Source organism: Pseudomonas sp. B16120 (genome assembly GCF_044218845.1).
GTDB classification, from domain to species: Bacteria; Pseudomonadota; Gammaproteobacteria; order Pseudomonadales; family Pseudomonadaceae; genus Aquipseudomonas; species Aquipseudomonas paracarnis.
Genome location: NZ_CP162588.1, coordinates 1273228 through 1299892 on the forward strand (window position 1 = coordinate 1273228; position 26665 = coordinate 1299892).

The window sequence follows — 26665 nt, forward strand, 5'->3', positions numbered from 1 at the left end:
CCCACATTTGATTGGGTGTTACTTCAGGGCGGCCATGATCGCTTCAGGGTTGTAGTCGCGAATCAAGGTCCCATTTACGTCCACAAACGGAATCCCGCCACCGCCCAGCGCCTCATACGCCTTGCGCGCCTGGGCGTCCTGCTCGATATCGACGGCCCGGTACGGGATACCCTTCTGGTCGAGAAAACGCCGGATCTGCTTGCAGTACCCACACCACTCGGTGGCATAGAGCACCACCCGCGCCGAGGCGCGTACGTGCTCGGGCGCCACCTGGGACGGGTTGAACAGCCGCTCCACCTTGCCCCAGTTCTGGATCGCAACCACCACCAGCAGCACCAGCAGGACTTTCTTGAGTACCCCGCCCAGCATCAGTTACGGCGCTTGAGCTGGTCGGTCAGTTGGGTCGGCAGGCCCTTGATGATCAAGGTGCCGGCGGCTTCGTCGTACTCGATCTTGTCGCCCAGCAGGTGCGCTTCAAAGCTGATGGACAGGCCCTCGGCGCGCCCGGTGAAGCGGCGGAACTGGTTGAGGGTGCGTTTGTCGGCCGGAATTTCCGGCGACAGGCCGTAATCCTTGTTGCGGATGTGGTCGTAGAAGGCTTTTGGCCGGTCTTCATCGATCAGGCCCGAGAGCTCTTCCAGGCCCATGGGTTCGCCGAGCTTCGCCTGGCTGCTGGCGTAGTCCACCAGGGTTTTGGTTTTCTCGCGGGCGGACTCGTCGGGCAAGTCTTCGCTTTCGACGAAGTCACTGAACGCCTTGAGCAGGGTGCGGGTTTCGCCCGGGCCATCCACGCCTTCCTGGCAGCCGATAAAGTCGCGGAAGTACTCCGAGACCTTCTTGCCGTTCTTGCCTTTGATGAACGAGATGTACTGCTTGGACTGCTTGTTGTTCTGCCACTCAGAGACGTTGATACGCGCCGCCAGGTGCAACTGGCCCAGGTCCAGGTGGCGCGAGGGCGTCACGTCCAGCTCATCGGTCACCGCCACGCCTTCGCTGTGGTGCAGCAGGGCGATGGCCAGGTAGTCGGTCATGCCTTGCTGGTAATGGGCAAACAGCACATGGCCGCCGGTGGAGAGGTTGGATTCCTCCATCAGATCTGGAGCTTTGATAACTGTTATATGTGTTTTATCGTCCATAAATCAGATGCTTACCTAATTTAATTTTTTTTCCTATTTTTATATGCGAAACAACTGAGTAGCTGCCCTCACGAAGAGCCAACCTCGTATCGCCTTGTCCATTAGTGAGCAACCGTGTCGAAATTCAAGCCATTTCAGCGAAATGCTTTTGATCGCGCACCATCGCATTCAGGATCGTCAGCAACTTTCTCATGCATGCCACCAGCGCTACTTTCTTCGTCTTCCCTGCAGCAAGTAGATGGTTGTAAAACCTCTCGATCACCGGGTTATGGCTCTTCGAGGACAAGACAGCCATGTAAAGGACACTTCGCACCTCAGCTCGACCACCCCATATCCGTCTACGTCCTTTGTAGAGGCCGCTATCGCAGTTAAAAGGGGCCACACCAACCAATGCAGCCACTTGTTTGCGATTAACCTTGCCCAGCTCCGGAACCATTGCCAGCAGCGAAAGTGCGAGCACATTGCCAACGCCCGATACCTCGCGCAGCAAATCATAATTGGCCTTCCAAGCCGGCGAAGCTTTGATCGCTTCGTGCAAGTCATCGTCTGTGCTTTTAAGGCGCTTTTGAAGCCAGACGATATGTGCCTTGATGTCCCGTCGAAGTGCCTTGAATACCGCCTGTTTCAGTCGAGACTCTTCCGCCACGATCATATCGATGAGCTGGCGGCGTCGAGTCAGTAGATCCGCCAGTTCACGAGCGTGTTCATCTGGCATCTCCCGAATCTCGGGTTTGACCGCCTGGGCAAACTCCGCAATTACCTGGGCATCCAGAGCGTCGGTTTTCGCCAACCTACCGGTCGCCTTGGCGAAATCACGAACCTGACGGGGATTGACAACAACAACTGGTAATCCAGCAGCACAAAGCTCGGCAGCGGCAAGCCGCTCATATCCACCAGTCGCTTCCAGCACCACCAAAACCGGCTCCTGAGCCTTGAGATGTTTAGCTAAACGCTGGATATCTTCTTGAGTATTGGAAAACTGTTCGACTTGGCCAGTAGTGCTGACGAATGAGTCGAGCTTGTTTTTGGAAACATCAATTCCGACGAACGCAGAGTCATGGTCCATAGCGTTTTCCTCACGTCCAACCTTGCAGAATCGGGCTTTGCGCCCAGGCAACCGTTCGGACTAGTTTAGGAAGAAACCCGCTCCGACCCATGCTCACTCACGATCTCGAAATCAGAGGGCACTACGGTCTGAAGCAGGTGAAAACAATCTTACAAGGGGCGTTCTTGCGGATGACAAGTCCAGACTTCCCGATTCAAGTACCAGCTCCACCGCCACCAGCACCGGTTCGAGACCGGGAATGGGCACAGCAGCCAGTACCTGCATCATGATTCGATCACCGTGGGTGTGACGCATCAGTCCGCGCTTGAGAAGCCGTAGCGGTTTTGGCAGATCGGCACATGACGCGCCATTGCGCAGTGCACCAGTCTTGCGTTCGATAAGCGGAATAAATGCTACCACTCAAAGCTGGCCTGATCTCTATCAAAGAGGCGCTCGTGACTTGCGATCACCATTTCGTCGGCGATGACCACGATCCGCGAAGGATACAGACGCCCTGCTGGGTCAGTTTTCGGTCAGAGACAACGCCGCGAATCGTCGGCCTTTATACGTTTCTTTGTCGGCGCCGACACAACTTGGCACACATTTTTCATATAAATCCGAGCGAGCAGTTCTTTTGCTGGAATTAAGCCTTCCAGAGTGCGCAACCCGCACCAATTGCAAGCAAAGACGTAAACGCCGTCCACCTTCAGTGCAAAGACTGACCAAAAGTCACGTCAATGATTGGCTGTTTTAAAGGAATTAGAACGATGTCTGATGTACGCATGCGCTTAATGAACCTCTGCCTCTTGCCCCTCGCGCTCGGCCTGTATTTGCCCTCCTGCGCTGTGCCTTCCCCCTCAGGCACCGACACATAGCCTCAGCTGCGTCGCCGCGCCCTGTAGGGGGGTCGGACAGACGCATCCGTCCTTTTTGAGTGCCCTCACTCGGCCGCGGCTTCTCGCGCAGCCGACGCGGATAGCTTTGCTTTGAAAAAAGGTCTGTCATGTCAAAATTTGACGCTATCACCGTTCCTCCCAAACGGCCGTGGGCCTTTGTGTGGCATTACATACGGCTGTATCCGCGCTGGCACTGGGCAATCGTGGTGTTGCAAGTGGGCGCGGCCCTGTTCGCAACGCTGATGCCCTATGCGATTGGCCGCATCACTGGCGCGGTCAGCGCTGGGGCGTGGGAGCATGGCGATCTATTCGCCGCCAGCCTGCCCTCGCTGGCTTTATTATGCGGGCTTGCGGTGGCCCAAATGCTCTGCGCACGCGGCGCCACGCTGTGCATGATAATGGTTCGGCCGGATCAGAAAATCCGCATCGTGCGTGACTTGTTCGCCTACTTGCAGTGCCATTCAGCGCGCTATTTCGGCGAGCACTTTGCCGGCAGCCTGGCGCATCGCATCGGTGAAGGCAGTATTGGCCTGCTGGAAATTACCTGGTCGCTGGCAATCGAGATGCTGCCGATTTTAGTCGTGTTGCTCACCAGCCTGGCGCTGCTGACACAGGCGTCACCCTGGCTGGGCCTGGGCCTGGTGGTATGGATAGTGGCCTACACGCTGTTGGCGTTTGTGCTTTCACGCAAGGCTCAGGTGTTGGCGGCCACGCATGCTCAGGCACGCAGTATCACCACCGGCAAGATCGTCGACGCGGTGAGCAACTTGAGCAGCATCCGCCTGTTCGTCCGCCAGGACTTTGAGCTCGGCTACCTGAGCCGTTACCAGATCCGTGAAAAACAGGCGGCGCAACGCTCGTTTTTCTACCAGGAAAAAATCCGCTTGTTGCAGGACAGTCTGTCGGTTGTGCTGCGCGTCGGCCTGGTCGCCTTGGCGCTGTACTTGTGGCATGTGGGCAAAATCGATGTAGGGCAGTTCGTGATGGTGGCGACGCTGGGCTTGATGATCGTGGCCCAATGCAGCTTCCTGAGCATGCAGTTCATGCACTTCTTCGAGTGCACCGGCAATATCGAAAACAGCCTCGATACCTTGTTGCAACCGCACGAAATGCCGGATCAGGCGAGCGCCCTGCCGACCACTGTGCAAAAAGGCTCGATTCAGTTTCGCGACGTTAACTTCGCCTACGGCCCTGGCAAACCGATATTCAAACACTTCAACCTGCATATTCGCCCCGGCCAGCGGGTAGGCCTGGTTGGCCTTTCCGGTTCAGGCAAGTCGACACTGCTCAACCTGCTGCTGCGTTCGTACGACCCGCAAGCCGGCACCGTCGAAATCGACGGCACCAATATTCAGCAGATGACCCAGCAATCGCTGCACAGCCAAATTGGCTTGATTCCACAGGAACCCGGCCTGTTCCACCGCACCCTGCGCGAAAACATTGGCTACGGCGACGTACTCGCCAGCGAAGCGCAAATCGTGCAGGCAGCCCGGCGTGCGCATGCACATGAGTTCATCTTGAATATGCAGGACGGCTACGACGCCTTGATCGGCGAGCGCGGCGTGAAACTCTCGGGCGGCCAACGCCAACGCATTGCGATTGCACGTGCGTTGCTCAAGAACGCGCCGATTCTGGTACTCGATGAAGCCACCGCCAGCCTCGACTCAGAAACCGAGAGCCTGATTCAAAGCAGCCTGGACGACATCATGGCCGGCAAAACTGTGGTGGTCGTAGCGCACCGACTGTCAACTATCGCTCACTTGGACCGCATTATTGTGCTGGACAACGGTTTGATTGTGGAAGACGGCAGCCATCATCAACTACTTGAACTTCGCGGTTTGTATTACCGGCTATGGCAGCATCAAGCGGACGGTTTGTTGAGCCAAACCGATGCGCCAAAACATGACGTGTTAGTCACCTGATAAACACCCTGCAGTCCGGCAGTTCGCGCAGCACCCTTTATAACTTTATGTGAATAGATGTTAACTAACTGATAAGACCCTGGACTAAGTTCAAGGTCTTACGCTGAAGAAGGACCGTCAATTGATGAGTACCGCCCAGTCTGCACTCAGGCGATTTATGCAACAGTGTGAGCATGTGCCTGGCTTTATTTCCCTGCGCCTGGTTGAACAACAATCGCAGTCTTTGGTTGTGATCCGAAATATTATTGAGCCACCCGCCCAACGCAATGAATGTGGGGTAATGGTGTGTGTGCACGTTGACGGTCAACAGGCTTTTGCCGCCACCAGTGACATCAGCCAATCCGGATTGCGCTACGCACTCGATCGCGCCACCCAAACGGCCCAGGCACTGCGCGGTCGCGGCCTGTTGAAATACACCACGGCGTACGTGCAAGGCGTGCACGCCCATTACCGCTCCCCCGAACTGGACACGCCGCTCCCCGACACTGCCGAGTGGCTGGCGCTGTTAATGCAAACCTCGCAGCAAGTGCCGAAGGATGCGCGACTGGTGCAGTGGTCCTGCAGCGTTCGCGTGGTGCGCGAACAACAGCTGTACCTGGATAACCAGGGCAACGACATTCAGCGCACACAACAGCAACTGTTTCCGGCCTTGGCCGTCACTGCATTTGAGGGCCACCAGAGCCAGCACCGCTCGTACCAGTTGGCGCAGCAAGGCAGTGCGCGCCTGGTGACCGAGTCAGGTTTTACGGATCAAGCGCCGCGCGTGGCGGACCAGGCCTTGCAACTGCTGATGGCCCCCAACACCCCGAACGGCGTGCGGGACACGCTGTTGATGCCGGACCAAATGATCCTGCAGATCCACGAATCCATCGGTCACCCGCTGGAGCTGGATCGTATTTTGGGGGATGAGCGCAACTACGCCGGCACCAGCTTTGTCACGCCGCAAATGTTCGGCCATTACCGCTATGGCTCCGATCTGCTGAATGTCAGCTTCGACCCGAATGTGACGGGCGAACTGGTCAGTTACAGCCATGACGACGAGGGCCTTAAGGCCGAAAAACACCTGTTGATCGAGCAGGGAATTTTGCAACGGCCAATGGGCGGCGCGCTGTCGCAGGCCCGCAGTGACTTGCCGGGCGTTGCCAACAGCCGCGCGTGCAATTGGAACCGCGCACCGATTGACCGCATGGCCAACCTCAACATAGAGCCTGGCGATCAAAGCATGCAGCAACTGATTGGCGGTATCGAACACGGCATTCTGATGGCCACCAACCGGTCGTGGTCGATTGACGACGCGCGCAACAAGTTTCAGTTCGGCTGCGAATGGGGCCAGTTGATCGAAAACGGTGAGTTGGGAGCGGTCGTAAAAAACCCCAATTATCGCGGCGTGTCATCACAGTTCTGGCGCAATTTACGCGCCGTGGGCGATGCATCGACCCTTCGGGTAATGGGTACGGCCAACTGCGGCAAGGGCGAACCCAACCAGGCAGTGACCGTAGGCCATGCGTCGCCGGCCTGCGTATTCAGCGCAATTGATGTGTTCGGAGGCCAGGCGTGATGAATAACGATTGCCCATTCGCCGTTGAGTTCAAGGCACTGCAACAATGGCTCACGCGCCAGTTGCGCGCCGATGAACATTTCACCCTGCGGTACGAGGCTGAAGACAGCAAGTTCGTGCGCTTCAACCACGGCAAAGTGCGCCAGGCCTACCCTGTGCTGCAAATCGAATTGACGCTTCGCGTGATCCGCAACGAACGACACAGCAGCACACAAATAAACCTCAGCGGCGCGTTCGAACACGATGTGGCGCAGTTGGGCGAAACCCTGCAGCAGTTGCGCGATGTACTCGACGTGCTGCCCGCCGACCCTTATTTATTGCTCAACACTCAGGACTGGCAATCCGAGCGCCATGTGCCGGGTTGTGTGCCGCCGATGCAACAGGTGATCGACACGATTTACCGGCTCAGCCAAGGCCTCGACATGGTCGGCATTTACGCTGCGGGCACGTTGTACCGCGGGTTCGCCAGCAGTTGGGGCGCGTACGGCTGGCATCAATGCGCCAACGCGTTGTTTGACTGGAGCCTGTTCAATGCCAGCGGTGAAGCGGTCAAAACCACCTACGGTTCGGCGCAGTGGGATACCCAGGCATTAACCGATTTGTTTGGGCACGCTCGCGAGCAGCTGGAACACCTGAACAAGCCGCGAATCAAGCTCCAACCCGGTCAATACCGTGCCTACCTCGCCCCGGCGGCAGTCGATGAAGTACTCGGCATGCTCAGTTACGGCGCGTTTTCGGCCAAGGCGCTCGCCACCCGACAAAGCCCATTGCAACAGTTACAGTTGGGCGCTCAACAGCTCTCGCCACGGGTCAGCCTGCGCCAACAGTCTTCCACCGGCTTTGAACCGGGTTTCAGCCACGACGGCGTACTGGCCGAAGACGTCAATTTGATTGAGGCAGGGAAACTGGTGGGTCAATTGGCCAACTCGCGTTCGGCTGCCGAATATGACCTGCACGGCAACGGTGCGGGCGAAGAAGAAATGCCGCACTCATTGGTGATGGCGCCCGGCGAGCTGGCGACTGCGCAGGTGTTGCGCGAGCTGGGCACCGGCTTGTACATCAGCAATCTGTGGTATTTGAACTACTCGGACAGCGGGGCCGCGAGGCTCACCGGGATGACGCGCTTCGCCACCTTTTGGGTGGAGAACGGGCAAATCGCCGGCCCGGTTGAAACCATGCGGTTTGATGACACGGTGTACAACCTGCTGGGGGCTAATTTATTGGCGCTGACCCGCGAACAGGCCTTGTGCATCGACGCCGCAACTTACGCGCGCAGGCAACTCGGCAGCCGCGTTGTTCCGGGGGCTCTTTTAGAGCACTTGACACTGACTTTATAAGTAACGCGCCGCGCACCGCACTACTAAATGGCAGTGCGTTGTAAGTATGGTGCACTGCCTTGAGCGTTTCCGAGAACATGAGCGGATTGTAGGACAGTCACGTGTTTAATGGCCCTGCCAAGACTGTCAAACATACAATTTCGTTAACCCTGAAACTTGTAATCAGCGCTTGCCTGAAAAAACCACTGGCCGTTTATATAGAAGCACTTACAAAAAACCTGAATCGGAATTTTTGGCATAGCTGTTGCTATAAACAATGTAACAAGCGTAATCCACCCACTATTACTGGATCCAATTCACAACAAGACAGGAGCTGTAATGACTACTCTCTCGCCATAGTGGCCAATGCATTGCACCGGTGAGTTATCACTTGTACAGGCGCCCATTTTTATAACTGTTGAATGAAATGATTAGTTCTCGTCCCTGCGTGCAAGGGCGAACGGAGCCTTATTGCCCTTCTTTTAGTCGAGGGACTCTTAATGAGTGACGAGGTAAAACACAAAGAGCGGCCTGAGCCACTCATCGGCGCCGAGCGGATGCAGCAGTGGATGCGTATCAGGCATGTGCCTAACGCGTCGCAACCGGGCGGGCTGAGCAAGCCGTACTTGTTGCTGTTGATCGCCGTGGTTGCGCTGTTGCACGGCGGTGCCTGGTGGTTTTTTCAGGAGGCCAAGGCAGCCCCATTGGTGACGCCGCCCGAGATCCCGGAGATGACGGTCGAACTCACCAGCCCGGCGCCCCCGGCACCGCCTGTAGAAGAGCCGCCACCCCCTCCACCTCCACCACCGCCGCCCGAACCGGAGACGCCGCAGGAAGATGAAGATGCGGTAAAGGAACCTCCGCCAAAACCGGTGGAGAAACCCAAGCCCATCGAGAAACCCAAGCCTGTGGTCAAGCCGAAGCCGCTGCCAAAACCGCAGCCGGTCAAGCCCGCGCCACCGGCACCAGCCGCTCCGGCAGCGCCCGCAGCTGCGCCGACACCGGCGCCTGCAGCACCGGCGGCAGCGCCCGGGCCGGTCAAGGAAACCGCCGCGGTGTCCGGGTTGGCCAGCCTCGGCAACCCGCCACCGGAATACCCGTCCCTGGCATTACGGCGCAACTGGGAAGGGTCGGTGGGGCTACGCATCAAAGTGCTGCCCAACGGCCGCGCAGGTTCTGTGGAGGTGATCAAGTCCAGCGGCAAACAAGCCCTGGATGACGCCGCCGTTGAGGCTGTACGCAATTGGAAGTTTGTGCCGGCCAAACGCGGGGATACCCCGATAGAAGGGTTTGCGACGCAGACAATCGCTTTCAAGTTACCGGAATAACCCAGTCGAGTGCCGACATTCATTTAAGCCGCGTTATTAAACCGCAGTGCGAGGTATAGCCATGAACGAGTCTCTGTCTTCCATGATTGTCCCGGGGGTACTTTGGGCATTGGTGCTGTTTTCGGTGATCAGTTGGGCGCTGTTGCTCATCAAGTCATCGCAATACTTGCGTCAGAAATCCCAGAACAACCAGTTCACCAAGGTCTTCTGGGCCGCGCCGGATCTGTTGACTGCCGCTGAACACGCCAGCCAATACCCGGGTTCCTTGGCGCGCATCGCCAACAGCGGTTTTGAAGCGATGATTGTCGATGACACGCCGCGCAATACACAGCAGTTGGCCCACACCATCAACCGCGCCGACCGGCTGGAACGCAACCTGCGACAGCAGATTCAGAAAGAACGACGCTCCCTGGAAAGTGGCCAGGCTATTCTCGCCAGTATCGGCAGCACCGCGCCGTTCATCGGGCTGTTCGGCACGGTGTGGGGCATCATGGAAGCCCTGCAAAGCATCGGCGTCAGCGGCTCTGCCAGCCTTGAAACAGTCGCAGGCCCGATCGGTCACGCGCTGATCGCTACGGGCGTGGGCATTGCCGTCGCGGTGCCTGCGGTGCTGATTTACAACTTCTTCCTGCGTCGCCTGAAACTCGCATCGGCCAACATGGACGATTTCGCGCATGACTTTGACGCCCTCGCTCAACGCAGCGACTTTGCCATCGACCGCCAGGCCATCTCGGCCAAACGTTCGCCCGTACGGGAGGCAAGCTGATGTCGTTCTCAACCCAAGACAGCGATGAAGTGCTCAGCGAAATGAACGTCACGCCGTTGGTCGACGTGATGCTGGTGTTGCTGGTGGTGTTCATCGTGACCACGCCGATGATGACCAACGCCATCAAGATCAACTTGCCCAAGACCGATGCGGTCGCCACCGAGAAAAAGAAAGACCCTGTGGTGGTCAGCGTCGACCAGGACGGCAAGTTTTTCCTGGCCAAAAACGAAGTGGCCCCCGAACTGCTGGAAAAAAGCCTGCAGGACGTGAAGGCCCAGGACCCGGAAGTGCGGGTTCAGTTGCAGGCCGACGCTTCGGTCAATTACGGCCAGGTCGCCAAGGCGATGGCCTCGATTGAGCGCTCCGGCATCACCAAGATTTCGGTGATGACCGCAAGGTAACGCTCAACTTCACGCCCCGGCAGGAGCGCGCACGTGCGCTCCCGCAGGAACTGCGTAGCCCGCTGTAACAAGCCATGCAAGGGCACTTTTGCCCCGGCAGGGGAACGGCTTGCTTTAAGAAAGTGTTTTGCGCCGGGTCGACAAAGCCCAAACGGAATCATGAAGGTCCACGAGACCATTCCAACAAACATCCAATAAAGTCGGAATCAACCATGCAGATGAAGAGTTCAGGTTTCACCCTCAAACCGCTCGTTGCAAGTGTTCGGCGGCATCGCTTTGTGCCCTTGTACCTGGTTGCCCTGGGGATGACCGCAGGCCAGTTGCAGGCCGCAGAAGCCACCGCTTCGCAAGACTCGGCGAGTACCGTCAGCGCAGCCGCAGTGAGCACCGATACTGCGCCGCCCGCCCCCACCACCACGCAACTTGATCGCGTGGAAGTGACCGGTTCGGCGATTCGCCGGGTCGATGCTGAAACCGCGGTGCCTATCACGATTCTGCGCACCGAACAGTTACGCAGTGAGGGCGTGACCACCACCGCTGAAATCATGCAGCGGGTCACGGGCAACCAGTCGCTGCGCAACTCGGCCAGCTCCGTGGGCTTGTCCACCGGTGGCTCCAGCTTCGCCGATATGCGCGGCATCGGTTCCAACAAAACCCTGGTACTGCTCAATGGTCGCCGCTTGGGCAACAACGCCATCGACGGCGCTTCGGTTGACCTGAACACCATCCCTTTCGCCGCCATTGACCGTGTTGAAGTGTTGCGCGACGGCGCATCGGCTTTGTACGGCACTGACGCGATTGGCGGCGTGATCAACTTCATCACCAAAAAATCCATGACCGACGGCACGCTTTCGCTGGGCGGCGAAGGCGCCGATGCCAGCGGTGGCGGCAACAGTCACGACTTGAGTGGGAGTTGGGGTTTTGGTGACCTGGAGCAAGACCGTTTCAACCTGATGGCGGTGATGAACTACAACAAGCAGGACAGCCTCAGGGCCAAGGACCGTACTTTTGCCACCTCGTACGCACCGGGCCGTGGCCTGGACCAGACGTCGGGCACCTCTTTTCCCGCCAACTACAGCCAGGGCGGTGTGACCACTAACCCGCTGTCCAGCGGCAACTGCAACGGGCCTAACCTGGTGTCACGCCAGGGTGTGTGCCGCTTCAACACCACCGACTATCTGGATTTGTTGCCCGAGACCGAAAAAACTTCCTTCTTCGGCAAGGCCACCGGCAAGATCACCGATGAAGACAGTGTCAGCCTCGAATACTTCTGGGCGCGCAACAACAACGCGGTAGGCATAGCCCCCGCACCTTTGACCGGCCTGAGTATGGACCCGACCTCGCCGTACTTTCCCGGCAACGGCATCACCCCTGCGTCGACCAACGCCTCGTTCGACGCAACCCAACCGGTCGACCTCAACTGGCGCGAAACCGCAGCCGGCGGGCGCCAATCCAAAGACCAGAACACCAGCCAGCGTCTGGTCCTGAGCTTTGACGGTGTGGCCAAGGGCTGGGATTACAACGTTGGCGCCTCGTACAACCAGAACCAAGTGCTTTCCAGCGTCACCGGCGGGTATGTCAGTGACGCGGCGATGATCAATGGCATCGCGGACGGCATCATCAACCCGTTTGGTCCGCAAAGCGCTGCCGGGCAGGCGCTGATTGACGCCAACCAATACCATGGCCAGTACTCATCCTCTGTGGGCCGCGTGACCGGGCTGGATGGCCGGATGAGCCGTGAAGTGGGTGACTGGTTTGGTGCTGGGCCTGCCGGCCTGGCGATTGGTGGCGAGTTCCGCCAGGAAAAATTCCATCAAAGTTACGAGGCCTTCGCTGCGGACATTTCCAGCTTGGGCGTCGACCCCAACGGCAGCGTCGAGGGCGACCGTACCGTCAAGGCGGTGTACACCGAGCTGAACGTGCCGGTATTCGACAGCCTGGAATTATCGGCCGCCGTGCGTCACGACAAATACAGCGACTTCGGCAGCACCACCAACCCGAAATACTCGTTCCGCTACCAGCCTTTCAAAGAAGTGGTGGTGCGTGGCGCGTACAGCGAAGGCTTCCGCGCCCCGTCGCTGTATGAGCTGTACAACCCGCAATACACCACCTTTACTCAGGGTTATTACAACGACCCGAACCTGTGCACCGGCGGTGTGGTGCAAGCGGGCGGTAACGCCGGTCGCGATTGTGGTCAGCAGTTCCATAATCGCACGGGTGGCAACACCAATCTGTCACCTGAAAAAGCCCGTAACGTGACGGTGGGGTTCGTCTATCAACCGGTACGTAACTTGTCGATGGGCCTGGATTTCTGGTGGATTCACATCGCCAACCAGATCGCCGAGTTCCCTGAATCCACCGTGTTTGACGACCCGAACGCTTACGCCGATCGTTTCATCCGCAACGCCGATGGCACGCTCAACTACGTGCAAACCGGGCTGGCTAACCTGGGTGCAGTCAAAACCAGCGGCGTCGATGTGTCGCTGGACTACAAGTTCCCGAACACTCCCTACGGCCAGTTCGGCCTGGGCCTGCAAGGCACCTACGTGTCGCGTTATGACTACCAGACCACGATTGGAGGCGCCTACACCGACAGCGTCGGCGCGTTTGAAGGTGACGGCATGATCGCGCGCTGGAAACACGTACTGAGCGGCACCTGGAACTTGGGCGCTTACCGCGCCTCGCTGGTCAACCGCTTCACTAGCGGTTACGACGACGCAGACCCTGAAACCCATTCGCGTGTGGCGTCTTACACGCTGTGGGACCTGTCCGGTGGCTACACCTTCAACAAAACAGTGGACCTGGATGTAGGGGTTAAAAACATGTTTGACCGCAACCCGCCGTTCTCCAACCAGGCTTATAACTTCCAGAGCGGCTACGACCCACGTTACAGCGACCCGATGGGCCGTACTTTCTTTGCCCGAGCGACTTACCACTTCTGAGTGAACACCGGTGCGGGTCCACTCCTGCCCGTACCGGTGCAATTGCGAGCTCGCAACCCCCAGCGCTTTTCGACACGCAGCGCTGGGGATTTTTGCCACGCACTCAACGGTTCAACACGCGGTACAAGGAAATTCCATCATGTGTTCGTTCATCCTGCCCCTGCTTCGTTTTTTGCTGGTGCCTGCGTTGTCTTGCGTGTGCATGAGCGTGAATGCGACGCCCAGCCAAGCCATGACGGTGTATGGCGAAGCGCCAAAATACTCGGACAATTTTCAACACTTCGATTACGTCAATCTCAGCGCGCCCAAGGGCGGTTCGTTGAGTCGCGCGTCAATGGAAATTGGCCAGTTCAACTACATCGTCCCGTATATCGACCAAGGCACCGGTGTCGCGCAGGTCGACCAATGGGTGTACTCGCCCTTGGCGTTTCGCTCACTCGACGAGCCCTACACGGTCTATGGCTTGATCGCGCAGAAGATGGAACGCGACCCTGACGGCCTGTGGGTACGTTTCTACCTGAACCCCAAAGCCCGTTTCGCCGACGACACCCCGATCACGGCAAACGATGTAGCGTTCACCTACACCACATTGATGACCAAAGGCAGCCTGAGTTTTCGCATGCTGTATGGCGAGGTCAAAGACATGGTGGTGGAAAACCCGCTGCAAATTCGCTTTGACTTCAAGAATAACCAGAACCGCACGCTGGCCCTGGACCTGGCGAGCATGCGCATCCTGCCGGAACACGACTGGAAGTCGCGCGATTTCGGTACCGGCGGCGGCTTTGAACCGCCGCTGGGCAGTGGCCCGTATTCGGTCAGCCAGGTCGACCCCGGGCGCAGCATCAGTTTTGAGCGCAACAAAAACTGGTGGGCCAAAGACTTACCCGTCAGCAAAGGCCTGTACAACTTCGACCGCTTGACCGTGAATTTCTATGCCGACACCGACATTGCCCGGCAATTGCTCAAGGCCGGTGCGTTTGACTACAACCGCGAGTTTTCGGCCACCGGATTCAGCATCGGCTACGAATGCCCGGCGCTGGCCGACGGGCGCCTGCAACGCGGCGTGTTTGCGAAAGAAAAACCCGGCACGGCCCAAGGCTTTGCGTTCAATTTGCTCAACCCGTTTTTCCAGGACCGCAGGGTGCGCCAGGCGATCAGCCTCTTGTGGGACTTTGAGTGGACCAATAAACAGATGATGCGCAATTTTTATGTGCGCCAGCAAAGTTACTTCCCCAAAAGCGAAATGGCCGCCACCGAGCTGCCCGACGCCCGCGAGCTGGAGATTCTCGAACCGTTGCGCGGCAAGGTGCCGGACGAAGTGTTCAACCAGGTTTACCAGGCACCCAAAACCGATGGCAGCGGTTATATCCGCGACAAACAATTGCAGGCACTGGCGCTGCTCAAGGCCGCCGGCTGGCAGCCCAAAGGCAATAAGCTGGTGAATGACCAGGGCCAACAGTTGAGCTTTACCTTTCTGGACGGTCAAGGCGGTTTTGACCGCATGATCCTGCCGTTCAAACGTACGCTGGCACAGATCGGCATCAACATGGACATCCGCAAGATCGACTCGGCGCAGTACATCAACCGGGTCAACGCCCGCGACTACGACATGATCGTGGTGCAGTTCCCGCGCGGCGGCCAACCCATCGTTTCGCCGGGCCGCGAAATGTATGACATGTACGGCTCAGGCAGCGCCACCCAAGTGGGTGCCTCCAACGCCTTTGTACTGCGCGACCCCGCCGTCGACACGCTGATTGACGGCTTGGTGCAGGCGAATAATCGCGACGACATGGTGCATTACGCCCGCGCACTCGACCGAGTGTTGCAATGGGGCTACTACATGATTCCCAACTACTACTCGGTCGGCACGCCCACCGTGTACCTCAACCGTTTCGGTCGGCCTGCGCGTGAGCCCACGTTTGATGAGGGCCTGGACAGCTGGTGGGAAGTCAGCAAAACCGCGCTGACCACTGCCGACTTCAGCAAGGCAAACGCACCGTCGGAGGGGCATTGAGATGCTGCATTACATCAGTCGACGTTTACTGCTGATCATCCCCACTTTGCTGTGCATTCTGGTGGTCAACTTTTTGATCGTGCAAGCGGCCCCCGGCGGCCCGGTGGATCAGGCCATCGCGCGTTTGCAGGGTTTCAGCGGCGCAGCCGTGGGCGGCGGCGGCAGCGAAATGGCCGCCGCGAATGCCGGCGCGAGCCGCAGCAGCCGAGGCCTTGACCCGGCGCTGATCGAAGAAATCACCAAGCACTACGGCTTCGACAAACCCATGCACGAACGCTTGTGGCTGATGCTCAAGAACTATGCGCAGCTGGATTTCGGCAGCAGTTTCTTTCGCGGTGCAAAGGTCACCGACCTGATCCTGCAAAAGCTGCCGGTGACTATTTCGCTTGGGCTCTGGGCCACCCTGATCACCTATCTGGTATCGATCCCACTGGGCATTCGCAAAGCGATCCACAACGGCAGCACCTTTGATATGTGGACCAGCACCGCCATCATCATTGGCTACGCCATGCCGGCGTTTCTGTTTGCGATCTTGCTGATCGTGGTATTCGCTGGCGGCAGTTATGTCAGTTGGTTCCCGATTCAGGGGCTGGTCTCGGACAACTTCCACAGCCTGAGCTTTTTCGGCAAAATCGGCGATTACCTGTGGCACATGGTGCTGCCGGTCAGCGCCTTGGTGATCGGCGGCTTCGCCACCCTGACCATCCTCACCAAAAACAGCTTCCTCAACGAAATAAGCCGCCAGTACGTGGTGACGGCGCGTGCCAAGGGCTTGACCGAACAGCGCGTGCTCTACGGCCATGTGTTGCGCAACGCCATGTTGCTGGTGGTGGCCGGGATTCCCCAGGCGCTGATCGAGGTGTTTTTTGCCGGCTCGCTGCTGATCGAAACCATCTTCAACCTCGATGGCATTGGCCGCATGAGCTACGAAGCGGCCGTGTCCCGCGACTACCCGGTGGTGTTCGGCACGCTGTTTCTGTTCACCCTGTTCGGGCTGTTGATCAAATTGATTGGCGACCTCTGCTACACCCTGCTCGACCCCCGTATCGACTTTTCGGCGAGGACTGCCTGATGTTCACCCTGTCTCCCTTGGGCCGTCGACGCCTCGCCCACTTCAGGGCCAATCGCCGTGGCTGGTGGTCTTTGTTGCTGTTTGTCGGCCTGTTTGTGCTGTGCCTGGGTGGTGAGCTGATCGCCAACGACAAGCCGCTGGCCATTCACTACAAGGACCATTGGTATTTCCCGATTGTGGCTGAATACATCGAGACCGACTTTGGCGGCGAGCTGCCCTTCGAGCCCGATTACCGCAGCGACTATGTGCGCAACCTTATCGCCGATCAAGGCGGCTGGATGCTGTTCGCACCCATTCCGTTCAGCTACGACACGGTCAACTACGACCTCAGCGAACCCTCGCCCAGCCCACCGACCACGCATAACTGGCTGGGCACCGACGAACAAGCGCGCGACGTCTTGGCGCGGGTGATTTTTGGGGCGCGGATCTCGATTCTGTTTGCGCTGATTCTGACCGCCGTCAGCGCCTTGATAGGCATTACCGCAGGGGCCTTGCAGGGCTTTTATGGCGGGCTGGCCGACTTGATCGGCCAACGCGTGCAGGAGGTCTGGGCCGGGCTGCCGGTGCTGTACCTGCTGATCATTTTGTCCGGGTTCGTGGCACCGAGTTTCTGGTGGCTGCTGGGCATCATGGCGTTATTCAGCTGGCTGGCGCTGGTGGACGTGGTGCGCGCGGAGTTCCTGCGCGGGCGCAACCTGGAATACGTCAAAGCAGCGCGGGCATTAGGCCTGACCGACGGTGCGCTGATGCGCCGACACATTCTGCCGAATGCCATGACCTCGACCCTGACTTACCTGCCGTTCATTTTGACCGGCGCCATTTCGACCCTGACCGCGCTGGATTTTCTGGGCTTCGGCATGCCACCGGGCACCGCCTCATTGGGCGAATTGATCGGCCAGGCCAAGCGCAACCTGCAAGCTCCCTGGCTGGGCCTGACGGCGTTCTGTGCACTGGCATTGATTTTGTCGCTACTCGTGTTTATCGGCGAAGCCTGCCGTGATGCTTTCGACCCCCGGAGTTGAGATGACCAATACATTGATAGAAATACGTGACCTGCGCGTGGCGTTTGGCGGCCGGGAAGTGGTGCACGGGGTCAACCTCGACATCCTCCGTGGCGAGTGCCTGGCGCTGGTCGGCGAGTCCGGCTCGGGCAAATCGGTCACGGCGCACTCGATCCTGCGCTTGCTGCCCGGCAAAGAGGTGCAGACGCAAGGCAGCATCCGCTACGAAGGCATCGACCTGATCAATGCCAGCGACAGCCAATTGCGCAGTTTGCGTGGCAACCGCATAGCGATGATCTTCCAAGAGCCGATGACCTCGCTCAACCCGTTGCACACCGTGCAAAAGCAGATCAGCGAAATACTCATCACGCACAAAGGCCTGAAAAACCGCGCCGCGCGTACGCGCACCCTTGAGCTGCTGGAGCTGGTGGGCATCCGTGAACCGCACAAACGCCTGAACGCCTATCCGCATCAACTCTCCGGTGGTCAGCGGCAACGGGTGATGATCGCCATGGCGCTGGCCAACGAACCTGAACTGCTGATCGCCGATGAACCGACCACGGCGCTGGACGTGACGGTGCAGCAAAAAATCCTCGAACTGCTGATCGAGCTGCAACAGCGCTTGGGCATGTCGCTGCTGCTGATCAGCCACGACCTTAACCTGGTACGCAAAGTTGCCCAGCACGTGTGCGTGATGCGCGGCGGCGAGATCGTCGAGCAAGCAAGTTGCGACGCGCTGTTCAGAAACCCGCAACACCCTTACAGCCGCAAATTGATCGAAGCCGAGCCCGACGGCAGCCCGGTGCCTTGCGACTATCGGCACAACCTGTTGGAAGTCGACAACCTGAAGGTCTGGTTTCCCTTGCCAAAACCGCTGTTCAGCCGTGAGCGGCACTACATCAAAGCCGTGGACGGGGTCAGCTTCGAGCTGAAAAAGGGCAGGACCTTGGGCATTGTCGGCGAGTCCGGTTCGGGCAAGTCGACACTTGGCCAGGCGATTTTGCGCCTGGTCGACTCGGAGGGCGAGATTCGCTTCGGCAACAAACACCTGAGCCTGCTCAACCAAGACCTGCTGCGCCCACTTCGGCGCCAAATGCAGGTGGTTTTTCAGGACCCGTTTGGCAGCCTTAGCCCGCGCATGTCGGTGCAGCAGATTATCGCCGAAGGCCTGTTGGCGCATGGCATCGGAACCGAGCAAGAGCGTGAGGACGCGGTGATTCGTGTGCTGCAAGAAGTCGGGCTGGACCCGCAAAGCCGCCACCGTTACCCGCATGAGTTCTCCGGGGGCCAGCGCCAGCGCATCTCCATCGCGCGCGCGTTGATCATGGAACCGGCGCTGATCCTGCTCGACGAACCCACCTCGGCACTCGACCGCACGGTGCAAAAACAAGTGGTAGATTTGCTGCGCGAGTTGCAGGCTCGACACGGCCTCACTTATCTGTTTATTAGTCACGACCTAGCTGTGGTCCACGCCCTGGCACACGACGTGATTGTGATCAAGGATGGCAAAGTGGTGGAGCAAGGCGCGGCGCGGTCCGTATTCGACAACCCGGAACATCCGTATACCAAAGAGCTGCTGCAGGCCAGCAGTTTAAAGCTGGCGCAAACGCGGTAAGTGGTGTTTTAAAGTTAGCTATCGCGCTAACCGCTCTGCTACCTAGCGTGCTGTTTTCGAAATAATTTTCCCTTCCATGTGCACACCGGTAAGAAAAAAGCAGACTCGACGCTATGGCTTCTTGGCTGACCTTGAACCACCGGTGCCCTGGACGCTACTGGAGGCGCAAGTAGCACCGTTCTACAGCGACGCCACAGGTAAACGTGGGCGCCCTGCAATTGGTTTGTCGCGCATGCTGCGTATGTATGTCGTGTAGTAGTGTTTCGGGTTCTCCGATGAGGGCACCGAATCTGCCGTCTAAGACAGCCAGGCCATTCGTGTTTTTATCGGCATCGACCTGGGCCATGAGTCGGCGCCGGATGCCACCACCTTGCTGCGATTCCGTTGCTTGCTGGAAACCCATCAGCTGACGCGAGTGCTGTTTGAAACGGTCAGCCAGCATCTGGCCAACCAGGGTCCGCTGCTCAAGGAAGGCACCATTGTCGATGCTACCCTCATTGCCGCGTCGCCCTCGATCAAGAACCGAGAAGGCGAGCACGATCCTGAGATGCATCTGTCTAAAAAAGGCAATCAGTGGCACTTCGGGATAAATGTCCACATTGGTGTCCACGCCACGTCGGGGCTGGTACACAGCGTGGTAGTCACTGCCGCCAATGTGGCGGACGTTACCCAAGTGGCGCAGTTGCTGGATGGAGAGGAGAACGCGGTTTATGCGGGGGTGGCAGGTGACTGCTATCACTACCGCGACCGATATTTACATCTTGCACAGCCAGTGAATACCGCGCTAAAAGCAACGCTATCGTCGGCTTACGCCGTGCAGGTTATTCTTAATAACCCCCCCCTTTATAGGAAACGCTCTGATGCCTATTCGTCATTGCATTGTTCATCTGATCGACAAAAAACCCGACGGCACACCCGCAGTCCTCCACGCCCGTGACTCAGAGCTTGCCGAGTCGGTCGCCATCGAAAACATGTTGGCCGACCTCAACGATAGCTATAACGCCAAACAAGGCAAGGCTTGGGGGTTCTTCCATGCTGAGTCCGGCGCGCATCCGTTCAGTGGCTGGTTGAAGGAGTATTTCGACGGTCGCCAGGATTTCACTAGCTTCAGCCGCGTGGCCATAGAGCATTTGCAGGCGCTGATGGAGGAGTCCAACCTCTCCACCGGCGGCCATGTGCTGTTTGCCCACTATCAGCAAGGCATGACCGACTACCTGGCTATCGCACTGCTGCATCACAGCGAAGGCGTGGCGGTGAACGACGAGCTGGATGTAACCCCCTCGCGTCACCTCGATCTCGGCCAATTGCACCTAGCGGCACGCATCAACGTCTCCGAGTGGCAGAACAACAAGCAGTCCAAGCAGTACATCTCGTTTATCAAGGGTAAGAACGGCAAGAAAGTCTCGGAGTATTTCCGCGATTTTATCGGCTGCCAGGAAGGCGTCGACGGCCCGGGAGAAACCCGCACGCTGCTCAAGGCATTCAGCGACTTCGTTGAAAGCGAAGACTTGCCGGACGAGTCCGCCCGCGAGAAAACCAAGACCCTGGTGGATTACGCCAGCAGTCAGGCCAAGCTTGGCGAGCCTATGGGCCTGGAAGAACTCTCCGGCTTGATCGATGAAGATCGGCCCAAAGCGTTCTACGACCATATCCGCAACAAGGACTACGGCCTGTCACCGGAAATCCCGGCGGACAAACGCACCCTCAACCAGTTCCGCCGCTTCACCGGCCGCGCCGAAGGCTTGTCCATCAGCTTTGAAGCGCACCTGTTGGGCGACAAGATCGAATACGACGAAGCCGCTGGCACTTTGATCATCAAGGGTTTGCCAACTCAACTCAGTGATCAGTTAAAGCGTCGCTGAACACAGATTTACAATCTCTAGTCATCAATGCACACCAGATCCGTCACCTTGCGGTCGCTCATCTTGGCTTTGAACACACGGATCTCGTCCAATAGCACCTCGTTGAGGGATGCGAGACTGGCGACTTTGGCTCGCAGTTCCTCTATCTCATGACGGTAGTCTGCGGATCTCGTGCGCTCAGCGACCAAGTCGTGGTGTTTCACGTCACGCATAGCGCGACTGGAGCGCCCCTGAGCCTCGCGGATAGCCTCAGCAACTTTTGGGTAGTAGTTGTGGATTAGCGCCGTTGATACGCCTGCCTCGCGGGCGACGGCGGCGATGGTAATCTTGGTTTCTCCAGAGTGGGTGCGCCCTTTCAGGATGCGATAAAGCGCGAGCCGCAGATCCTTTTCGCGATCCTCAGCCGGCTTGTAGTGGGTTGCCTTGTTCTTGGGCTTCATGCGATTAAAGTCTCCGGCGGCATTCCCAACTGGGTTAGTACGTCGCGGCATCGAATCAGGTCGCGCTCAACGCGCTGGCGACCTCCGTCGCCAATGTCTGGACAATACAGCAGCCCTTTCAGCTCATTGTAGAGCCGCTGATAGATTGCCGTATGTTTGTTCCCGATCACGGCATTGTTGCAGTTACTGCATCGAGTGCGCTCAAGGGTATTGCCGACACAACCATCATTGTCCGCCGTGCACCAAGCGTGGCCGTTGCTGCGAATTGAGGTGCTCTCGGCAATGGACTTCAGCATCGAGGCATGATCCTTGAAAATCAGCAAGTTCTGCGGCTCCCGCTGCCACTGCTTGAGGGCGAGGCCATAGCCTCCGGCCAGGGGGGCGTCACCGAACCAGTTATTGACGACGCCGAGCTTAATATCATCCAGCTCGGTCTGAATGTCGATATACAGATCAAGATCCAAGTGCTGCCCCCAACTGTCGTCCATGCCGTAGCCTAATGTCATGTCCAACGTCCAGTGCGCGTAATGCTCCTTAAGATAGCGCAAGTCACCAAAGCGGCTATGGGCGGCGTAGTTGGCGAACTTGCGGCGAAACTGGTGGCTGGTGAGGTTCCAACTCAACCCGCAATCCTTGGCGAATGCCTTCAGATAAAAGTTCCAAGTCGCGTTGCAAAGCGTGCGTACCTGGTCACCTCCCAGTGCCACTCCGAGAAACAGCGCATGGCGGTGCTTGTACGCCTCGACAATCTGTGGATCATGCGTGTTGGCCTGGCGTCGCTGCAGGAGTTCTACGGTGATCATGGCCTGATAAGGCACAGCCCAGCGCTCCATCAGGCGCAGCGTACGTACAGCAGCTTCGGGGATCATCCAGTGATGGATACCCGCATCGGTCTTGTCCGACCTTGAACGCATCCAGTGGTAGACCGTGCCCTGATTGTCCTGGGTGCGAAAGTGTGGACCTGATTGCACATTGGCCAACTCGTGGTTGCGGCAGCCGGAGGTGCTGGCAAGAACGATGTAACAGGCCGTACGCAGATTGATCAGTGCCTTGTTGAGTGCTTTCAGACCACCCTCCCAACCAAGGGCCCCCAGTTGGTGGTTTTTGGCAACATTGATAGTCGTGTTGGATTGCCCCTTGCGCCGCGCCTTGAGGGCATCCAGTGCATCGCGAAGGTCAAGCAGTTGCTGACCGCGTTCAACCTGCTGGTAGGCTCGCTCGAACAGGGTACAAAACACATCATCGGGGATTAGTGGCGTTTTGCAGCCTTGGGCTCCGCGACCGGTGAGCCCCACCAACGCTTTTGCGGAAGACTCGGGCCAGGGATGCGTCGGCATTCGGTCATCGGTGTATTGACTGAGTTCATAGAGCGCTTCGACAGCCTTGAAACGGGCTTCCATTCCACGTTGCGACAGCGGCTTACCCTTGTATCGGCTGATTTGGCGGTACGCCTTGCAGGTCGTCACGTAGGTCGCGCAGACCATGGGAGTCACCGCGCCAATATGATTGAGCTTAAGTGCTTCCAGGTGACGTAAAAATGGCATTGCATCATGGAAAATAGCTTTCATTGAGCCGCCTTTAGGTCGCGTGGCCCCTCGTCGCCCACGTCGTAGGTAGCGGTACAGCATCGCCTTCATCACCGCTCGAAATGCCAGTGGCACGAGGCCGAAGTCCAGTCGCTTCTGGCAGGCCGGCACGTTGCTGGTGAAGCCGTCGAGCTGCCAGATGTCGTCGCCATAGCGGCTGAGGATAACCCACAGGCCATCGACTTGGGTCGCGCTGATGATCAGGGTGTCGCGTTCGTGGAGTCCACGCACATCGCCTGGCTGGGCTGTAAAGGTGGCCCAGGGTAGTACCGCTAGGGAGTTATCGTTCATGCAAATACCTCCAGGCTGTCGATCAGATCAACCGACCAGAACAGGTGTGGCAGGATGCGGGCGCGCTCACGGGCTGCCTCCACCTCACTGGCCTTGAAAGTGCCGCGCCGCAGCCCCTCGGCAATGATGTAGTGATCGATTAAGCGGGGGATGTGGGCGTATTCCCGCGCCCAGCGCCGTTTATCCATGCGCGAGCGCTCGGCCAGTGCGCGGAAATAGAAACTGAACAGTTTGTACAAATCTTCGGCGGTCACCGCGTAGTGCTTGCAGCGCAGGCAGTTGATGAAGTTCATACAGGTCGCGCCCTCCCGCTTCGGAGCGTACTGGCCGTTCGCCGGGTCGGCGCAGCGGCCCATGGGCGTGTCCCGATAGGTTCTACCGATGGTCCGAGTCAATAACTCCTGCACCAATACCTCGCCCATGAACTGCCAGTTGTGACGGGCCTCTTCACTGGGCGCTAAATAGTGTTGGTCGGTGACCTGAAGGGTGTTTCCCAGTGCTGCCGCTGTGGTTGCGAGATCGCCGCCGGTCAGCTCGAAGATACGGCTGGCGAACGTCTTGCGCAGGCGCGAGATGTTAATGCGCAGCGGCTCTCCATCGCTGTCGGTCAGACTATACTTAGCCACCAGTCGGGTTGCCGCGATTGCCACCGCTGGTGCATTCAACGCAGTGACGTTGCCGACATTTTTCGAGGCGCGAGTACGATACAGCCATACACGCCCCTTGAGGTCGACCGGAGCCTCCGCATCCAGAGGTTCGGTCAGGACCATCACGCGACGAATCAGACGCTCCACGCTGCTTCTCACGCTCGGCGTGGATTCAAGAAGGCGTTCGACGTCCGACTCGGCGCGCAGGGCCACCTTGCTGGTGTTGTATCCCCGCCGCTTCCACAGAACCAGGAACACGGTGTCATCCTTGGGGTGCGGACGTAGGCAGTTACGGTCCATTTCCAAGAGTGGCGTGTTATTACGCCCGGTGTGTAGCGCCACAACCAACAGTGCGAATGCCAGCAGCTCGCCGGTTACAGACACGCCGTCGGTCCATATCGGCTTGATGGCTTGCCGCAATGCCGCAGCGAAGGCTTGCCGTTCACTGTTGGACAACGCCGTCTCGCCCTTGTACTTGTGGTTACTGTTCGGGAAGGGAGTGCTCGGGAAGGTGGCCATATCGCCGGACGCGATCAGAGGAATCAGCCCACGCCGCCCCAAGGCAAGCAGTACCGGCTTAGTATGCGTGTAAAGGGTCTTTTGAGACGGTGTTGCCACGCCCAGCCCTGCCAGATGGCCGAGGTAACCGTCGATCAGGTCCCGGTTTATATCGGTCAAAAGTAAGTCACGGCCAAAAGCGGTCGCCCGCAGCACGCAGCAGTCGAGGAAGTTGCGCAGTCCATTTACGCAGTAGCTCGCCACGGTGGTGGTGGCGATGGCGCCATCCTGCTCGGCGAGGAAGCGTTCGATTTGGCGCTGACAGGCGTAGGTGATGGTATCAATGCCTATGCCGTACCAGCGGGCAAAGTCGAAGCGACGGCTGCTAGACGTATTCCGTCCAAGCTCGACAGTAGTGTTCTTCGGAGGGATAGCCTGGGACAGGATGACCACATTGCCTGCCGCGTCGTGGTGGTGCTCGACCTGGGGAACGCTAAGGTCGGTCCTGACAAATACCTTGCGCTTGCCCATCAGGTTGTTCCCATGAATGCGTTCAACTCATCGTCATAGGCCAGCACTGCCTCGTCGGCCATTTCGTTGACCAGATGCAGGTACACCATGGTCGTCTGAATTGAACTGTGGCCAAGCTGCCGTTGAAGGAACACAAGGGGCTCCAGCCCGCTCGCGGGATTGCGCTTAAGGCTGACCAAGGTATGCGTAGCATAGGTGTGTCGAAGCATATGCGTATGAACCTTAACGCCAGCCCGCATACCGGTTTCGCTGATGATCCGGTTAAGGCTCTTGCCGTCCTCGGCATAGGGTTCCCCGAATTGGTTAAGAAATAGCGCTTTTTGCGGGGGCTTGCTCGGTGAAACGCGCTCGCCACGCACCTTCGTCACGTAGCGATAGAGTTCGGCGATGAACGGGCGACTGAGGTAAATATTTCGCGGCTTGCTGCCCTTGGTCACCATGCCGCTTCCGTCGAAGGGGTCGAGACAAATGCGCAGGTTACGCTCGGTTCGTCCCGCTCTGTCCGGATCAAAGACATAGGCCAATGGGAACGCTGCGATTTCCTCACGGCGCAGGCCCGTATGCAAAGCGAGGCGCATCATCATTCGGTGATGGGGATTTTCCGCTGCGGCCAGGAGCGACTTGATCTCAGCCATGCTCAAAAACTTGGGCGGGGCCTTGTGGCTACGCGGCATCACATCGTTTGCAATGGACTTGCCGCCGCTGGCATCTACATGTTCTAGGAAGGCTTTTTTACTTCGTACGCTGCGTTCTTCGTAGGCGAAGGGGAGGCGTTTCACCCAACCCTCCTTCAGCGCGTATTCGTAGAACTTGCAGATGTAAGTCAGGCGTTGGCGAGTGGTGTTCGGTGCCAGCTTGCATGTTGCCAAGCAGTAGTCCCGATAAGCCGCCACAAGACTTTTGGCCTCGCCACGCTCTACGTCGAGCCAGCCAATATTATGGGCTTCAAGAAAGCTGAAGAAATCGTACAGTGCGCGTCCGGTACTGGGCCAAGACTGCTTAGAACCAATGGCCCCACGAAGCAAGTAGTGACGAAAGAACTGATTGGCGGGCGCACAACTCTCCATCGAATCCCAAAGCAGAATAGGAAACCCTGGATAGGGTTGCCCGGCGATCACCAAATCTTCAGTAGCCCACACAAGTTCCATCTGCGGCCCCAGCATTGACGCTAACTTGGTCTCAGGCAGAGCTAGGGACGTTAAGCGGCCTTAAAACGCCTGAGTTTCTAAATGTCTGTATCTCATAGCACAGATATTTAACGTTCGCCAGGTACCGGATCATCAGCTTCTGCAGGTGCTCTACCGCCGTGCGGCTGAAGCTGGTGAAGTCCTGGCCACCGTCAAAGTACTCCTTCAACCAACCGCTGAACGGGTGCGCGCCGGACTCGGCATGGAAGAAACCCCAGGCCTTGCCTTGTTTGGCGTTGTAGCTCTCGTTGAGGTCGGCAAGCATGTTCTCGATGGCGGCGGACTCGGCCAGTTCCGTGTCGCGGGCGTGAAGAACTGCGGGTGTGCCGTCGGGTTTTTTGTCGATCAGGTGGACGATGCAATGACGGATCGGCATAGGCTTCTCGGCTGGTTGAAGGGGGAGCGGTTGGCCTCCCCAAAAAGTCGCCCAGTGTACCGCACCCATTGGTCAAGACGTGCCCCGAACGGCATTTTGCACGCCCTGTGACTGGCCATATGCCTTTTTTTCACGGTTTAGAGCGATAAAGCTGACCAAATGGGTATGTTGAGGCGGATATTTCCCCGTCGCTGTGCTAGTTTTGCCCCGTCTTACGCCAAGTCTCGGCGTTAAG

The 26665-nt window shown here is 58.1% G+C and carries 18 protein-coding genes and 4 pseudogenes; 13 read left to right on the forward strand and 9 right to left on the reverse strand.

The features are described from left to right. Positions 1–18 precede the first annotated feature (18 nt). The 4 genes and pseudogenes from AB4P90_RS06160 to AB4P90_RS06175 all read right to left on the reverse strand — a co-directional run. Positions 19–369 (reverse strand): glutaredoxin family protein, encoded by a 351-nt coding sequence (locus AB4P90_RS06160; protein WP_014717068.1) that lies wholly within the window; start codon positions 367–369, stop codon positions 19–21. Further along, positions 369–1094 (reverse strand): annotated as a pseudogene (gene yejK / locus AB4P90_RS06165) (nucleoid-associated protein YejK); the annotation flags it as partial. The pseudogene yejK (AB4P90_RS06165) and the gene AB4P90_RS06160, both read right to left, overlap by 1 nt. Positions 1095–1260: 166 nt before the next feature. Beyond that, a complete protein-coding gene (locus tag AB4P90_RS06170) occupies positions 1261–2202 on the reverse strand; it encodes an IS110 family transposase (protein ID WP_200645812.1) in 942 nt (313 codons plus the stop codon). Positions 2203–2334: 132 nt separating this feature from the next. Beyond that, positions 2335–2699, reverse strand: a pseudogene (locus AB4P90_RS06175) (IS21 family transposase); the annotation flags it as partial. A 485-nt stretch (positions 2700–3184) separates the two neighbouring features. On the opposite strand from AB4P90_RS06175, the gene AB4P90_RS06180 reads away from it, so the two are divergent. From AB4P90_RS06180 to yejK (AB4P90_RS06240), 13 genes and pseudogenes are all read left to right on the forward strand, one after another. Next, positions 3185–4999 carry an ABC transporter ATP-binding protein gene (locus AB4P90_RS06180; protein WP_200645813.1) on the forward strand — a complete coding sequence of 605 codons (1815 nt, stop codon included), beginning with the start codon at positions 3185–3187 and terminating at the stop codon, positions 4997–4999. A 124-nt stretch (positions 5000–5123) separates the two neighbouring features. Further along, positions 5124–6557, forward strand: a complete 1434-nt coding sequence (locus tag AB4P90_RS06185) for a TldD/PmbA family protein (RefSeq protein WP_395605746.1) — start codon at positions 5124–5126, stop codon at positions 6555–6557. After that, a complete protein-coding gene (locus AB4P90_RS06190; protein WP_200645814.1) occupies positions 6557–7894 on the forward strand; it encodes a TldD/PmbA family protein in 1338 nt (445 codons plus the stop codon). Before AB4P90_RS06185 ends, AB4P90_RS06190 begins: the two co-directional genes overlap by 1 nt. 479 nt (positions 7895–8373) lie before the next feature. Then, a complete protein-coding gene (locus AB4P90_RS06195; protein WP_169885354.1) occupies positions 8374–9201 on the forward strand; it encodes an energy transducer TonB in 828 nt (275 codons plus the stop codon). 61 nt (positions 9202–9262) lie between these two features. Then, positions 9263–9967 (forward strand): MotA/TolQ/ExbB proton channel family protein, encoded by a 705-nt coding sequence (locus AB4P90_RS06200; protein WP_169885356.1) that lies wholly within the window; start codon positions 9263–9265, stop codon positions 9965–9967. Further along, positions 9967–10368: a biopolymer transporter ExbD gene (locus AB4P90_RS06205; RefSeq protein ID WP_058412753.1), complete on the forward strand. Its 402-nt coding sequence runs from the start codon at positions 9967–9969 to the stop codon at positions 10366–10368. Before AB4P90_RS06200 ends, AB4P90_RS06205 begins: the two co-directional genes overlap by 1 nt. A gap of 212 nt (positions 10369–10580) precedes the next feature. Next, positions 10581–13310, forward strand: a complete 2730-nt coding sequence (locus tag AB4P90_RS06210; protein ID WP_169885358.1) for a TonB-dependent receptor — start codon at positions 10581–10583, stop codon at positions 13308–13310. A gap of 139 nt (positions 13311–13449) precedes the next feature. Next, positions 13450–15324: an extracellular solute-binding protein gene (locus AB4P90_RS06215; protein ID WP_200645816.1), complete on the forward strand. Its 1875-nt coding sequence runs from the start codon at positions 13450–13452 to the stop codon at positions 15322–15324. Between the two features lies 1 nt (position 15325). Further along, positions 15326–16396, forward strand: a complete 1071-nt coding sequence (locus AB4P90_RS06220) for a microcin C ABC transporter permease YejB (protein WP_169885362.1) — start codon at positions 15326–15328, stop codon at positions 16394–16396. Next, complete coding sequence (locus AB4P90_RS06225; protein WP_200645817.1) at positions 16396–17418, forward strand: ABC transporter permease; 1023 nt, start codon at positions 16396–16398, stop codon at positions 17416–17418. Before AB4P90_RS06220 ends, AB4P90_RS06225 begins: the two co-directional genes overlap by 1 nt. 1 nt (position 17419) lies before the next feature. Then, a complete protein-coding gene (locus AB4P90_RS06230) occupies positions 17420–19012 on the forward strand; it encodes an ABC transporter ATP-binding protein (protein WP_200645818.1) in 1593 nt (530 codons plus the stop codon). Positions 19013–19088: 76 nt separating this feature from the next. Further along, positions 19089–19739: pseudogene (locus AB4P90_RS06235) on the forward strand (IS5 family transposase); the annotation flags it as partial. Between the two features lie 133 nt (positions 19740–19872). Continuing rightward, positions 19873–20874 (forward strand): nucleoid-associated protein YejK, encoded by a 1002-nt coding sequence (gene yejK / locus AB4P90_RS06240; RefSeq protein WP_169885369.1) that lies wholly within the window; start codon positions 19873–19875, stop codon positions 20872–20874. 17 nt (positions 20875–20891) lie between these two features. Here yejK (AB4P90_RS06240) and AB4P90_RS06245 read toward each other — a convergent pair whose 3' ends face one another. The 5 genes and pseudogenes from AB4P90_RS06245 to AB4P90_RS06265 form a co-directional block, all read right to left on the reverse strand. Next, a complete protein-coding gene (locus tag AB4P90_RS06245; RefSeq protein ID WP_169885370.1) occupies positions 20892–21314 on the reverse strand; it encodes a TetR family transcriptional regulator in 423 nt (140 codons plus the stop codon). Beyond that, on the reverse strand, positions 21311–23191 hold the full coding sequence (locus tag AB4P90_RS06250; RefSeq protein ID WP_169885372.1) for an integrase: 1881 nt from the start codon (positions 23189–23191) through the stop codon (positions 21311–21313). Before AB4P90_RS06250 ends, AB4P90_RS06245 begins: the two co-directional genes overlap by 4 nt. Then, on the reverse strand, positions 23188–24867 hold the full coding sequence (locus AB4P90_RS06255) for a hypothetical protein (RefSeq protein WP_169885374.1): 1680 nt from the start codon (positions 24865–24867) through the stop codon (positions 23188–23190). The genes AB4P90_RS06250 and AB4P90_RS06255 overlap by 4 nt, the downstream gene beginning before the upstream one ends. Further along, positions 24867–26015, reverse strand: a complete 1149-nt coding sequence (locus AB4P90_RS06260; RefSeq protein WP_169885376.1) for a site-specific integrase — start codon at positions 26013–26015, stop codon at positions 24867–24869. The genes AB4P90_RS06255 and AB4P90_RS06260 overlap by 1 nt, the downstream gene beginning before the upstream one ends. Positions 26016–26145: 130 nt before the next feature. Next, a pseudogene (locus AB4P90_RS06265) lies at positions 26146–26430 on the reverse strand (nucleoid-associated protein); the annotation flags it as partial. Between the last annotated feature and the right edge of the window lie 235 nt (positions 26431–26665).

Excerpts from the sequence above, each read along its gene's own strand:
- yejK (WP_169885369.1), top strand. The coding sequence starts at position 19,873 with ATGCCTATTCGTCATTGCATTGTTCATCTGATCGACAAAAAACCCGAC.
- AB4P90_RS06210 (WP_169885358.1), top strand. The coding sequence starts at position 10,581 with ATGCAGATGAAGAGTTCAGGTTTCACCCTCAAACCGCTCGTTGCAAGT.
- AB4P90_RS06245 (WP_169885370.1), bottom strand. The coding sequence starts at position 21,314 with ATGAAGCCCAAGAACAAGGCAACCCACTACAAGCCGGCTGAGGATCGC.
- AB4P90_RS06185 (WP_395605746.1), top strand. The coding sequence starts at position 5,124 with ATGAGTACCGCCCAGTCTGCACTCAGGCGATTTATGCAACAGTGTGAG.
- AB4P90_RS06215 (WP_200645816.1), top strand. The coding sequence starts at position 13,450 with ATGTGTTCGTTCATCCTGCCCCTGCTTCGTTTTTTGCTGGTGCCTGCG.
- AB4P90_RS06255 (WP_169885374.1), bottom strand. The coding sequence starts at position 24,867 with ATGGGCAAGCGCAAGGTATTTGTCAGGACCGACCTTAGCGTTCCCCAG.
- AB4P90_RS06205 (WP_058412753.1), top strand. The coding sequence starts at position 9,967 with ATGTCGTTCTCAACCCAAGACAGCGATGAAGTGCTCAGCGAAATGAAC.
- AB4P90_RS06260 (WP_169885376.1), bottom strand. The coding sequence starts at position 26,015 with ATGGAACTTGTGTGGGCTACTGAAGATTTGGTGATCGCCGGGCAACCC.
- AB4P90_RS06250 (WP_169885372.1), bottom strand. The coding sequence starts at position 23,191 with ATGAACGATAACTCCCTAGCGGTACTACCCTGGGCCACCTTTACAGCC.
- AB4P90_RS06225 (WP_200645817.1), top strand. The coding sequence starts at position 16,396 with ATGTTCACCCTGTCTCCCTTGGGCCGTCGACGCCTCGCCCACTTCAGG.
- AB4P90_RS06190 (WP_200645814.1), top strand. The coding sequence starts at position 6,557 with ATGAATAACGATTGCCCATTCGCCGTTGAGTTCAAGGCACTGCAACAA.
- AB4P90_RS06220 (WP_169885362.1), top strand. The coding sequence starts at position 15,326 with ATGCTGCATTACATCAGTCGACGTTTACTGCTGATCATCCCCACTTTG.
- AB4P90_RS06170 (WP_200645812.1), bottom strand. The coding sequence starts at position 2,202 with ATGGACCATGACTCTGCGTTCGTCGGAATTGATGTTTCCAAAAACAAG.
- AB4P90_RS06230 (WP_200645818.1), top strand. The coding sequence starts at position 17,420 with ATGACCAATACATTGATAGAAATACGTGACCTGCGCGTGGCGTTTGGC.
- AB4P90_RS06195 (WP_169885354.1), top strand. The coding sequence starts at position 8,374 with ATGAGTGACGAGGTAAAACACAAAGAGCGGCCTGAGCCACTCATCGGC.
- AB4P90_RS06200 (WP_169885356.1), top strand. The coding sequence starts at position 9,263 with ATGAACGAGTCTCTGTCTTCCATGATTGTCCCGGGGGTACTTTGGGCA.
- AB4P90_RS06180 (WP_200645813.1), top strand. The coding sequence starts at position 3,185 with ATGTCAAAATTTGACGCTATCACCGTTCCTCCCAAACGGCCGTGGGCC.
- AB4P90_RS06160 (WP_014717068.1), bottom strand. The coding sequence starts at position 369 with ATGCTGGGCGGGGTACTCAAGAAAGTCCTGCTGGTGCTGCTGGTGGTG.